Origin of the sequence: Enterococcus asini ATCC 700915 (assembly GCF_000407365.1) — a bacterium.
Classification (GTDB): Bacteria; Bacillota; Bacilli; order Lactobacillales; family Enterococcaceae; genus Enterococcus_C; species Enterococcus_C asini.
Window position 1 is genome coordinate 1,606,097 of the sequence record NZ_ASVU01000001.1, and the last position, 12,471, is coordinate 1,618,567.

Here is a 12,471-nt window from a genome sequence, read left to right on the forward strand (position 1 = left end):
CGCACAGAACCAGTAGTAAGCATCGTTTCTCTTTGATTCGATCACTGGGGATGGCGAGTCTAAGTCTAACAAAGGAGGTGCTTCAAAGCATGTACGCAATCATTAAAACTGGTGGCAAACAAGTCAAAGTGGAAGTCGGTCAAGCAATCTACGTTGAAAAACTAGACGTTGAAGCTGGCGAAAAGGTTACTTTTGACGAAGTAATCTTGGTAGGTGGCGAATCTACGAAAGTTGGGAACCCAACAATCGCAGGCGCAACTGTTGCAGGTACGGTTGAAAAACACGGCAAGCAAAAGAAAGTCGTGACTTACAAATACAAACCTAAAAAACACACTCACCGCAAACAAGGTCATCGTCAACCTTACACTAAAGTTGTCATTGACGCTATCAACGCATAATTTTCATAAAGCAGGTGAAAATCTTGATCATCGGGACATTCAAACGCAATGACTCTGGTCGGATCATTTCCTTTGAACTGACTGGCCACGCTCAATCTGGTGAGTATGGGAAGGATCTCGTTTGTGCAGCTGTATCGGCTTTGGCCATTAGTTGTGTGAACGGTATCGATGCTTTAGCCGGTGTCAAACCAATTATTGACGCCAATGAAGAAGAAGGTGGCTATCTTTACATTGAGCTACCGGAAGATTCAACCCAGGAGCAGACTAATATCACTCAGATACTGCTGGAAAATCTCTTGTTGGGATTGCAAGCAGTTCAAGCGGAATATGGAAAATATCTGCAATTGAAAACCATCACGAAATAAAGTTTATTACAGGAGGTGCATTCCATGTTGTTGAAAATGAATTTACAATTCTTCGCCCACAAAAAAGGGGGCGGTTCTACTTCCAACGGCCGTGACTCAGAATCCAAACGTTTAGGTGCTAAACGTGCGGACGGTCAAACTGTTACAGGTGGATCCATCCTTTACCGTCAACGGGGCACTAAGATTTATCCAGGTGTGAACGTTGGTATCGGTGGCGATGACACATTGTTCGCAAAATGCGACGGCGTTGTACGTTTCGAACGTAAAGGCCGTGACAAAAAGCAAGTTTCCGTTTATCCGGTAGCTGCTGAAGCATAAGCTTAATCGCAAAAGTCCGAATCCTTTTTAAGGGTTCGGACTTTTTTCGTTATTGGGCGTGGAGCCCTGTTGAGGTCGCACAGCGTCCGAAACAAAAAACTACCCGCTATGCGGGTAGAGAATCAGAGGCTATGCCACCAAAAATCCCATTCCTGTCGTACAATTGGGTTGTTCAGGCTCAATTGAAAGGAATGGGATTTTTGGCAAATAAAACAAACAGCTTAGCGCATACAAAATGGATGTGTAAGTATCATATTGTATTTACACCAAAGTATAGACGGAAACTAATTTACAATCAAGTACGGCGAGATTTAATTGAGATCTTCCAACTCTTGTGCAAGTACAAAGGAGTCGAAATTATCGAAGGACATATGATGCCAGATCATGTTCATATATTGGTAAGTATTCCACCCAAAATTAGTATCTCTTCATTTGTTGGCTATTTAAAGAGCAAAAGTGCCTTACAAATTTTTGATCGTCATGCCAACTTGAAATATAAGTATGGCAATCGAAAATTTTGGGCAGAAGAATATTATGTTAGTACCGTGGGATTAAACGAAAAAACAATCGCAAAGTATATTCGGGAACAGGAATCACACGATATCGCACTCGATAAATTGAGTGTACGAGAATATGAAGACCCATTTTCAGATGGTGGCTTCAGAAAAAAATAAACCGGTTTGACCGGTAAGTGAAAGTGCCAAGGGCATTGAGCCTGAACAAAGTGAAGGATAACGTCTTTAGGCGTAGCCATAGCAACGAGGGGTTACACCCGCAGAGCAAACCACCCGTTAGACGGGTGGTAATGATTCATTTCCCTAAATAAATGCCTGTGATTCACCTCAATGCTTTGCCACGACCCGAAAATCTCGGTACAATGAAGAAAGAAGGAAAGGCGGTTGATACCATGGAACAAGGACAGCATCAATCGATTCAAAAGCTGATTGCCGAGATGGAAAAAGTGGTGATTGGCAAGCGAGAAGTGATTGAAATGACGGTGGCCGCGCTCTTAGCAGGAGGCCATGTCTTATTTGAAGATATCCCGGGAGTGGGGAAGACGGTGTTAGTCAAGACGTTGGCCAAGGCGATTCATGGAGCGTTTTCCCGGGTGCAGTTTACGCCGGATTTGCAACCTAGCGATATTACGGGGATTTCGATTTACAATGAACAAAGTCGGGCTTTTGAATTTCGGCCCGGGCCGATTTTTACCCGGGTTTTATTGGCAGATGAGATCAATCGGACGCCCCCGAGAACGCAAGCGGCCTTATTGGAGGCCATGTCTGAAGGAAGTGTCACCATCGACAATCAGACTTATACTCTAGATGAACACTTCTTTGTTTTGGCTACCCAAAATCCGGTGGAATATGAAGGGACGTATCCTTTACCGGAAGCTCAGTTGGACCGTTTCCTGTTTCGTTTGACCATTGGCTATCCAGTCTACGAAGATGAGTTGGTCTTATTATTAGGAGGACAAGAGCGGGCATTGGCTCAGGTGCAGCCGGTGGTCAGTGAGGCAGAGTTGCGCGCTTTGAAAGCGCAAGTAGATGCCGTGACCGTCACGGATCAGATTAGTCGCTACGCTTTGGATTTGATTCGTGCCAGTCGGGAGCATCCTGGAATTTTACTGGGCATCAGTCCTCGAGGGGGAATCGCTTTTTTACGGGGAGCTCAGGCTTATGCCTTGGTTCAAGGACGAAATTTTGTAACCCCGGAGGATCTCCAAAAAGTTTTGGGGCCAGTTTTTGGCCATCGCTTGTTGTTGAATTATGGGGCGGACAAAGAAGGTTTGCTTCAAGAATTAATCGATCAGGTTCCCGTGCCGGTGAGGAAGAAGTCATGAAAAGATTACGCCGGATTGCAAAACTAGTCTTGTTAGTAATCGGTTGGCTTTTGTTAACGGCCAATGCCCTTGTGTTCAACAACACCACAGGGTGGGGGCTGTTTCTTTTTTACAGCGGGTTTCTTTTGGTGACCTTACTCAGTGCTGCACCCTCTTTAAAACGAGTTCAACTAAAGACGGCTAGTGTGCATTACGGTCAGGCGGGTCAGGTATTTACGTTGCCGGTGGAGATCAAGGCCCGCCGGTTTTGGTTACCATTTTTTCAAGTGAGTCTTCGAGAAGATTATGCTCAAGGGCAGCAGTTCTTTTTTTACCATGGACAAAAGCTGCAGTTGCACTTTCCGCTGGTTTTAAATCAGCGAGGGCGTTTTGAAAAGCCACCCTTGGTACTATCTGGCGGAGACTTATTTGGAATGATTTTGAAAGAGCAGACGCGCCGTCTTCCTAGTACTCTTTACGTGTTACCTAAAGAAGATTCTCAAGGGAAAAAAATCGGGCGAAAAGTGCAACAACAGTTGACCAATCAGCTTTTCGGTGAGGTTTTGCCCCAAATTAAAGGGTATCGGGAGTATCGTTTTGGCGATAGTCGACGGCAAGTGGATTGGAAAATCAGTGCTCGCCAGCGCTCCTTGACGATTCGAGAACAAGAAGTAGGCCAAGAAATTCGACCGATTTTGCTCTTTTGGGGGCAAGAGGGACCGGATTTTGAGGTGGCGTTAAGTCGCTACTACTCCATGCAAAAAGAACTCCCTTTAGGAACACCTCAGTATCTATTAGGGCAGACTGTGCAATTGGTGGAGACGGAGCGCTTGTTTGCGGAATTTACCGGCTTCACTGAAGTGCCGACTACTCCTACTTGGAAAAATCAGGATTTACTTGTTTTTTATCCTAAGATGGATGCCCAATTGCAAGGAAAAGTCACAGAATGGCGCAAGCAAAATCGGGTGACCTTGTATCCTTTGATAGAAGACAAGCCAAGCACTAGTTCTTCGGCCCATCATGGAAAGCAGGTGATGCCATGAGACGAATCAAAGACAAAGGACCGTTGACCTTTACTATGTTGGTGGCCTTATTAATCGCATTACGGCAATTTTTGGGAATCTACCACTTTACGGACCAGGGCTTTGCTCTAGGAATGGTGGGTTTCTTGTGTTTATTCTTGTGGGTTTTACCTCATTGGAGCTTACGGTTTATTGGCAGCATCGGCATTTACGCTGTGACCTTGTATCATTATTTTCCTTTAGGGCAGTCCTTAGGGGGGGCGTGGCTAGCAGCTCTTTGGCGTCAGTTGCGACCACTATTGACCATGGTTCGAGAAGAAGGCTTTGGCCGGACACCTTCCTTATTGGCCTTTAGTTTGGTATTTTTGGCGGTATGTTTGATTGCGGTCTTAGGGATTGAATATGAAGTGTTCAGCTTGAGTTATCTCAGTTTGCTTGGCTATTTTTTACTTTTGTCGATTTTCAATCACTTAGAGGTGCTGCCGGAAAGTTTAATCATTGTACTTTGTGGGTTGCTCGCTGCAGGCTTTCGCCATTTTCGTTCTGTGGGCGGTACTGCATGGTTGCGGTATGTCCTTTTAGGTGGGGGACTTTTAGGTTTATTGTATTTTGCCGCGGTCAATCTTCCCGATGCTTGGGTACGGGATCCCTTGGCCAGTCACAGTGTCACCTTGCGCAATCGCTTAAATGAAGCCGGATTGTACAATTTTGTGGCGGAAGTGGGTGTTGGGGGCAATACTCGTACGGGATTTGGAGAAGACGACGAGGTTTTAGGGGGCGCCTTAGTGGATGATTCCACGGTCCTCTTTCGGGCGACTCAAGATTCGCCTCATTATTGGCGAGTGGACAGTAAGGACCAGTACACGGGAAAAGGCTGGTTGCAGCACACCACGGATCAGCCCCAAGTAATCGAAGGTGCTAATTTTACGGTGACCCATAGTGAAACGGAGAATTTTTTGCACAGACAAGAAATTGAGCTCACCTTTGAAAGCCTGGACACTTACTTGCCACTACCTTATGGCAATTCCCAGATTACCTTGAATAGTGGCTTTTCTGGGTTTGTCTACTTTGAAAATAGCCAACGGGTCAATTTGTTGGTAAACGAAGAAGAAACACGGCAGCTATCCATGCTTTCTGCGGTACCGGAGTTTCCAGTATCTGCTTTGCAACAAGTGGGGGTTACCCAAGGCGAAGACTTTGATAACTATTTGCGCTTACCGGGCTCGTTGCCGCAGCGGGTGGCAGATCTGGCAAAAGAGTTGACGCAAGATGCCGTGACAATGTATGACAAGGTGAATGCCATCGAAAGCTACCTCAATAGTTCCCCGGAGTTTCGCTATTCCAAGGTAGATGTGGTGGCGCCATTACTAGACCAGGACTATGTGGATCAGTTTCTATTTGAAAGCAAAGTAGGGTATTGTGATAATTTTTCCACGGCTATGGTGGTAATGTTACGGACGTTAGGCATACCCGCACGCTGGGCTAAGGGCTTTAGCCCGGGTACGGCTATTCCGAGTTTTGAGGAGCGGAAAACCTACGAAATCAAAAATCTCAATGCTCATTCGTGGCCGGAAGTCTATTTTGCCGGTTACGGCTGGATTCCTTTTGAACCCACACCGTCCTTTACGAATCCGGCTCGCCCGGGGACACCGGAGGAAGAAGTGACAAGTTCCAGCGTTGCCTCCAGTGAGGTTACCGAAGTGAGTACGACGACTACCACGACTCAAAGTTCGGAAAGTCAAGGGAGTACCAGTGAAACTAGCCAAGTACAAAACGAACAAGACGCTGAGGATTCAACAGCCACTACAAATCGCAAAATTAGCTGGTTGGTACTAGGACTGCTTTTAGTAATCGGTGCTTTAGTAGTGTATCGTTATGGTGTGTACTGGGGAATGTGGTTACTCTGCCGTTTTACTACTCAGCCTTTGGCAAAGGGGTACCCGTATTTATTGCGTCACTTAGAGCGGCGCATCCCTCGCAAGTCTGGGGAAACATTGCTCGCTTATAGTGAAAAAGTCGTAGCACAATGGCCAGAACTAGCAGACTTGATGGAATTAACCCGGCGCTATGAAAGCAGCCTGTATGGGGGACAAAAGGAAACGACTGATAGTCGGGAGCTGCTCTTGACTGTAATGAAGGAATTACCGAAAAAGCGGTAGTGCTCTTTACAAGGTGGGCATTCTATGTAAAAATGGCTCAAAGTAAGTAGAGTCGGAGGTGTGTCAATGGCGGAAATAGTAATTCGGGAAGCTCAGGTGATGGATGCTCCAGTTTTATTGGCTATTTATCGACCTTACGTGGAAAAAACCACGATTACCTTTGAATACCAAGTGCCCACAGAAGATGAATTTGCTAAAAGGATTCAAGAGACGCTAACTCGCTATCCTTATTTGGTAGCGGAAGCGGCCGGTGAAGTTTTAGGCTATGCCTATGCCAGTGTTTACAAACCACGGGAAGCCTATGACTGGAGTTGTGAAGTCACCGTTTATGTGAAACAAAAAGGTAAAGCCCGAGGTGTCGGGAGTGCACTGTATCGTCGCCTAGAAGCGTTATTGGCTAAGCAGGGGATTTGCACGCTAGCGGCTTGTATCACAGCGGGAAATGAAGCCAGTGTCGCCTTTCATCAAAAATGGGGGTATCACCAAGTAGCTTCCTTTGAGCACTTGGGTTACAAATTTGGTGCTTGGCAAGACGTCTTGTGGTTTCAGAAACAATTGGGAACACCTCCGGAAAATCCCTCGGCTTTTATACCTTATCCTCTCTTAAAAGCGACGGAAAAGGTCTGGTAGTAATGGTTTTCTCAATGAACGGTAAAGTCAAATCAGTTTACATTTTTTCAGAAAGTGCTATGATAATGATGTAGATGACCTGTTAGTCAAGGGGTTAAGACGCCACGTTCTCAGCGTGGAGGCACGGGTTCGAATCCCGTACAGGCTATTTTGACTTTTGAGACCGTATCTTTCATTAGGTACGGTTTCTTTTTTTAAAGATTTGTGCTGAAAAAAATCAGCTACTTGTAAACAGAATTTTTTATTTGGAAGATTGCCCGTTGTCGTTGAAATGTGTTGGGGGAAAGGAGCGGATACATGAAGCGTTTAGAACGAGTGTATCGATATGTTCTGGAACAAGAAATTGGAGAAGGCTTAGAAGCAGGGCTGACCACAACGGATGTGGCGGAAGCTTTAGGGATTCAGCGGAGTAATGCCAGTAAAGACCTAAATGCCTTAGTCCGAGGTGGAAAGATCCAAAAGACGGATGGGCGCCCGGTGCGCTATTTGCCATTAGGGGTCAAAGATGCCTTGCCACGGCACAAGCCTCTTTATGATAATGACCTTGATTTACCGGAAAAACACTATGTGATGAGTTACAAAGAGTCCCCGGATAGTCCTTATGTTCGGGAAAATCAGCGCCCGGTTCAGCATATCCCGGCTCAAAATGAACTGGATATTTTTGATCGGATCATTGGCAAACACGGGAGCATGCGCAGTTCCATCGAACAAGCCAAAGCGGCGATCCTCTATCCGCCCCGGGGGTTGAATTGCTTGATTACTGGTCCCACTGGCTCTGGGAAGACTTATTTTGCCCATGCGATGTTTCGTTTTGCTGTGAACAGCGGAATGATTGCCCCGGACCGAGAGTTAATCGTCTTTAACTGTGCCGATTATGCCAACAATCCAGAGTTGCTAATGAGCCATTTATTTGGTTACGTCAAAGGAGCTTTTACCGGTGCAGATGCAGACAAACTAGGGATTATCGACCAGGCCGATGGGGGCATGCTCTTCTTGGATGAAATCCATCGCTTGCCACCGGAAGGACAAGAGATGATCTTTTACTTTATGGATCACGGCACCTATAGCCGTCTAGGAGAGAGCACGAAAAATCACCAAGCGGATGTGCGCATTATTGGGGCAACCACAGAAGATCCTAATTCCAGTCTCTTAGCTACTTTTGTGCGACGGATTCCCATTAGCATCGGTATGCCAGCTTTTAGTCAGCGGCCACCGGTGGAACAAGTGGATCTAGTGAAGATGATGATTGCCCAAGAAGCCGGACGGATCCAGCGGCGCATCGTCGTCACTCAAGACGTGGTGAAAGCACTGATTGGCAGTGTCAGTTATGGGAATGTTGGCCAGCTAAAATCAAATATCCAGCTAGTTTGTGCCCGAGGCTTTTTGAATCACATGAATAGCGAGGAAATCTCGATTAATTTTGAGGACATTCCAGAAGGGATTCGTTCCGGAGTGATTACCGTAACCCAGGATCGGGAGAAAAATGCCGAGCTTTCAAAAATTTTGGAGCCGAAGCTGTCCATTGATCCTCGGGTCGGTGCTTCGGAGATTTCGATTGATTCCTATGAATTGCCTTACAATCTATACGACATCATTGGGGATAAAGCATCCTTACTCAAAGCGGATGGTTTGGACCAAGAAGCGATTAATCAATTTATCTCCACGGATATCAATATTCATTTGAAATCCTTCTATAAAGATCACGGTTTTACCTTTAATGCGGACAATAAACTAGCTGAGTTTGTGGATGAGCGGATCATAGAGACCACCAATCGGATTTACGACATGGTCAGTGGTCATTTGAACTATGAGCTGCAGCAGAATTTTCTCTATGCCATGAGCTTACACATTAGCTCTTTTTTGAAAAAACTGGCTACGGGAGAAGAGCGCCACACCAATGACAACATTCGCCAAATGGTGGCGGATTATCCCGAAGAGTTTGCCATTGCCCAAAAGATTCGCGCTTATTTGGCCGAAGTCTTTCAAGTGACGATTCCTGCCAGTGAAGATTATTATTTGGCGGTGCTCTTGATTTCTTTAGCGGCCAATCAAAAAGAAGGCAAAATCGGCGTGGTAGTGGCGGCCCACGGGGACTCCACGGCGACGAGTATGGTGCGGGTGGTCACCCAGCTGTTAGGCGCGGACCATGTGCAAGGGGTGGACATGCCTTTAGATATGCCTCCGCAAATCGCCTTAGAAAAAATCCAACATGCGGTCACGGAAGTTGCAGAAGGTGGCGGCGTCTTACTTTTGGTAGATATGGGCTCCCTGGCGACATTTAGTGAGACCATCACTCGAAACACAGGAATTGCCGTGCGCACCATTGATATGGTAACTACCGCCTTGGTTTTAGAGGCGGTGCGCAAAGCCTCGGTTTTAGGCAGTGACTTGGAGAGCATTTATGAAAGCCTTCGTTCTTTTAATGGCTATGGTAGCGGGGAAGTGGTACAAACGCCACCTGCTCCATTGCTTAAGAAGCCACAAGCCATTTTGGCTATTTGTGCTTCAGGTGAAGGAACGGCGGTGCGGATCAAAGAGATTATTCAGCGAGCTTTGACGAAACGTCAATTGCAAGAGTTGACAATTTTAACGGAATCCGTGGTAGATTTGCAGTCTCAATTGCCCCAATTAGAAGGAGAGTATCAAATCATTGCTTCCACGGGAATTTTAGATCCGAAACTGGCGGCACCTTTTATTCCTTTGGATCAGTTTTTGACGACGGATGTGGGAGAATTGATCAATCGCTTGCTGACCGGTAGTGATCTACTAGTAGCAGACGAGCCGAAAAAAGAGCAAGGGATTCAGGAAACGGCCATGGCGTATATGGAAGAAAACTTTACCTTCTTAAATGTGCCGAAGCTTTTTCCAGTGATTTGGGATTTTGTAAACGAACTGATTGAAGCCTATGGGCCTCAAGGGAATACCAAACCATTGGCGATTAACTTAGCGATGCACGTGGGGGGCATGGTGGAGCGAGTATTATTGCGAGAACCATTGACCATTACGTCAAAACAAGCAGAAGAAACTCTTCTCGATGAGTTTTATTCTCGCTTGCATCTCCATGTACAATCCTTTGAGCGCCTGTTACGCTTAGAAATTCCTTTGGCAGAAGAGTACTACCTCTTGGAAATCTTGAATTTGAAAACCCATCAAGAAGAAGTACCAGCCCATGATTTCTTCAACTAACAATACACTTATCGATACAGTAAAACACACTGTGTCGGTAAGTGTATTTTTTTGTAGCGAGAAAAAAGAGGTACTGACGGTAGTGTATCATTTGAAAGTTGGCACGGTTTTTGCTTTTAAATATATGGGAGCAAGATAGGGGGGATCGTATGGGAATGGATATCCGGTTAGCGCGTATCGATGATCGGCTGATTCATGGACAAGTTGCCACGGTCTGGTCAAAACAGACGGCAATCAACCGTATTCTCGTGGTGAGTGACGAAGTAGCCGCGGACCCTTTACGTCGCTTTCTGCTAAGAGAAGCAGCACCTCCCGGCATTACGGTGAATGTACTAACCGTAGACAAAATGATTCAATTGTTCTTTTCTAATCTACTGGCGAATGAAAAAGTGATGCTTTTGTTCACTCGGCCGCAAGATGTGGCTGCATTAGTCAGAAAAGGCGTCACGTTGACCTCGGTGAATATCGGAGGGATGCGTTTTATCGCCGGCAAACGAATGATCACGAATTTCATCTCTTTAGATGAAGCGGACATTCAAACGTTTTACTACCTTGTCAACCAAGGAATCATCCTGGATGTACGAAAAGTACCCAGTGATCGTCAGGTGAATCTGATCGAGTTGTTGGACAAGGACAAGACCAAGTCGTCATTACAATAGTCTCGTAGTTGCCATTATTATTCATTTCTGCGGACTATTTTTAATGAAAATATGATATAGGAGGTAGACAAATGGTAGGAATTATCCTAGCTAGTCACGGGGAATTTGCTGAAGGTATCTTGCAATCCGGATCCATGATTTTTGGGGAACAAGAAAACGTCAAAGCGGTCACTTTGATGCCCTCAGAAGGTCCCGATGACATCAAAGCCAAAATGCAAGATGCAATCGCCACTTTCGATGACCAGAATGAAGTCCTGTTTTTAGTGGACTTGTGGGGCGGTACACCGTTCAACCAGGCAAATAGTCTGTTTGAAGAGCACAAGGATACATGGGCAATCGTTGCCGGTATGAACTTACCAATGGTGATCGAAGCTTATGCGTCTCGCTTTTCCATGGAAAAAGCCCAAGAAATTGCGGCCCACATCTTGGAAACAGCAAAAGAAGGGGTACGGATTAAACCGGAATCTCTAGAACCTGCTGAAGCTGCACCAGCTGCTACTGCTGCTCCCGTTCATCAAGGAGCAATTGCACCGGGAACTGTTTTAGGGGATGGCCATATCAAATATGTCTTGGCCCGGATTGACTCTCGTCTGTTGCACGGTCAAGTTGCCACTGCTTGGACAAAATCGGTGAACCCATCTCGGATCATCGTCGTATCCGATGCGGTAGCAAAAGATGACTTACGGAAGAAATTAATCGAACAGGCTGCTCCTCCAGGTGTGAAAGCAAACGTAATTCCTGTAGACAAGATGATCGAAGTCGCAAAAGATCCTCGATTTGGTGATACGCGAGCTTTGCTTTTGTTTGAAAATCCGGAAGACGTTGTGCGTGCAATGGAAGGCGGCGTAGACATTAAAGAAGTCAACGTTGGTTCCATGGCTCACTCAGTTGGGAAAGTCGTTGTAAGTAAAGTATTGTCCATGGGGGATGAAGACGTGAAAGCCTTCGAAACCATGAAAGACCGTGGAGTAACCTTTGATGTACGGAAAGTGCCAAATGATTCCAAGGACAATATGGACGAAATCTTGAAAAAAGCAAAAGCAGAATTAGCAGCAAAATAATCAAATAGGAGGTAGACATATCATGAGTGATTTAAACGTGATTCAGGTGATATTGGTAATTCTAGTAGCCTTTCTAGCTGGTATGGAAGGGATTTTGGATGAATTCCAATTCCATCAACCACTAGTGGCTTGTACATTAATTGGTTTGGTAACAGGTAACTTGACAGCAGGTATCATGCTTGGTGGTTCCTTGCAAATGATCGCCTTAGGTTGGGCAAATATCGGGGCAGCCGTAGCACCAGATGCTGCATTGGCATCCGTTGCTTCTGCAATTATTTTAGTATTAGGTGGTCAAGGGGAAGCGGGTATTCCTTCTGCGATTGCCGTAGCTGTTCCCCTAGCCGTTGCTGGTTTGGCTTTGACCATGGTCGTTCGTACTTTGGCTGTGCCAATCGTTCACATTATGGACAAAGCTGCTGAAGAAGGCGACTATCGTAAAATTGAATTATGGCACGTAATCGCCATCATCATGCAAGGTGTGCGGATTGCTTTGCCAGCTGGTTTACTTTTGTTCATCCCAGCTCAAACAGTTCAAAACTTCCTACAAGCGATGCCTGCTTGGTTAACAGATGGTATGGCAATCGGTGGTGGGATGGTCGTAGCCGTTGGTTATGCAATGGTTATCAACATGATGGCTACAAAAGAAGTTTGGCCATTCTTTGCAATCGGGTTTGCGCTAGCCGCAATTTCTGAATTGACATTGATCGCTTTAGGTACCATCGCTGTTGCTTTGGCCTTCATTTACTTGAACTTGTCTAAATCTGGTGGCGGTTCTGGTTCAAACAATTCCGGCGGCAACACTGGTGACCCATTAGGCGACATTTTGAACGACTATTAATCTTGAAGGAGGAGAA

At 45.8% G+C, this 12,471-nt stretch carries 12 protein-coding genes, 1 tRNA gene and 1 other annotated feature (1 of these 14 running past the window's edge); all 13 genes read left to right on the top strand.

The window, feature by feature from the left end; translation table 11 throughout:
• Window positions 1–71 (top strand) — a sequence feature (ribosomal protein L21 leader region) (it extends 13 nt beyond the left edge of the window).
• Between the two features lie 18 nt (window positions 72–89).
• The 13 genes from rplU to I579_RS07865 all read left to right on the top strand — a co-directional run bounded on the left by rplU (window position 90) and on the right by I579_RS07865 (window position 12,455).
• Window positions 90–398, top strand: coding sequence for a 50S ribosomal protein L21 (gene rplU, locus I579_RS07805; RefSeq protein WP_010754156.1), 309 nt, complete (start codon window positions 90–92; stop codon window positions 396–398).
• A gap of 23 nt (window positions 399–421) precedes the next feature.
• Entirely contained in the window at window positions 422–763 is a 342-nt protein-coding gene (locus tag I579_RS07810; protein WP_010754155.1) for a ribosomal-processing cysteine protease Prp, read from the top strand.
• A 24-nt stretch (window positions 764–787) separates the two neighbouring features.
• Window positions 788–1,081, top strand: a complete 294-nt coding sequence (gene rpmA, locus I579_RS07815; protein ID WP_010754154.1) for a 50S ribosomal protein L27 — start codon at window positions 788–790, stop codon at window positions 1,079–1,081.
• 191 nt (window positions 1,082–1,272) lie between these two features.
• Window positions 1,273–1,755, top strand: coding sequence for an IS200/IS605 family transposase (tnpA, locus tag I579_RS07820; protein WP_169337956.1), 483 nt, complete (start codon window positions 1,273–1,275; stop codon window positions 1,753–1,755).
• A 233-nt stretch (window positions 1,756–1,988) separates the two neighbouring features.
• Window positions 1,989–2,921, top strand: coding sequence for an AAA family ATPase (locus I579_RS07825; protein ID WP_010754152.1), 933 nt, complete (start codon window positions 1,989–1,991; stop codon window positions 2,919–2,921).
• On the top strand, window positions 2,918–3,943 hold the full coding sequence (locus tag I579_RS07830) for a DUF58 domain-containing protein (protein ID WP_010754151.1): 1,026 nt from the start codon (window positions 2,918–2,920) through the stop codon (window positions 3,941–3,943). The genes I579_RS07825 and I579_RS07830 overlap by 4 nt, the downstream gene beginning before the upstream one ends.
• On the top strand, window positions 3,940–6,081 hold the full coding sequence (locus tag I579_RS07835; protein WP_010754150.1) for a DUF4129 domain-containing transglutaminase family protein: 2,142 nt from the start codon (window positions 3,940–3,942) through the stop codon (window positions 6,079–6,081). Before I579_RS07830 ends, I579_RS07835 begins: the two co-directional genes overlap by 4 nt.
• A gap of 66 nt (window positions 6,082–6,147) precedes the next feature.
• Window positions 6,148–6,711 carry a GNAT family N-acetyltransferase gene (locus tag I579_RS07840; protein WP_010754149.1) on the top strand — a complete coding sequence of 188 codons (564 nt, stop codon included), beginning with the start codon at window positions 6,148–6,150 and terminating at the stop codon, window positions 6,709–6,711.
• Window positions 6,712–6,787: 76 nt separating this feature from the next.
• A tRNA-Glu gene (locus I579_RS07845) sits at window positions 6,788–6,859 on the top strand.
• A gap of 149 nt (window positions 6,860–7,008) precedes the next feature.
• Entirely contained in the window at window positions 7,009–9,897 is a 2,889-nt protein-coding gene (locus I579_RS07850) for a sigma-54-dependent transcriptional regulator (protein WP_010754148.1), read from the top strand.
• Between the two features lie 155 nt (window positions 9,898–10,052).
• Window positions 10,053–10,556 (top strand): PTS sugar transporter subunit IIB, encoded by a 504-nt coding sequence (locus I579_RS07855; RefSeq protein WP_034810603.1) that lies wholly within the window; start codon window positions 10,053–10,055, stop codon window positions 10,554–10,556.
• Between the two features lie 71 nt (window positions 10,557–10,627).
• Window positions 10,628–11,617, top strand: coding sequence for a mannose/fructose/sorbose PTS transporter subunit IIA (locus I579_RS07860; RefSeq protein WP_010754146.1), 990 nt, complete (start codon window positions 10,628–10,630; stop codon window positions 11,615–11,617).
• Window positions 11,618–11,639: 22 nt separating this feature from the next.
• Complete coding sequence (locus I579_RS07865) at window positions 11,640–12,455, top strand: PTS mannose/fructose/sorbose transporter subunit IIC (RefSeq protein ID WP_010754145.1); 816 nt, start codon at window positions 11,640–11,642, stop codon at window positions 12,453–12,455.
• Window positions 12,456–12,471 lie beyond the last annotated feature (16 nt).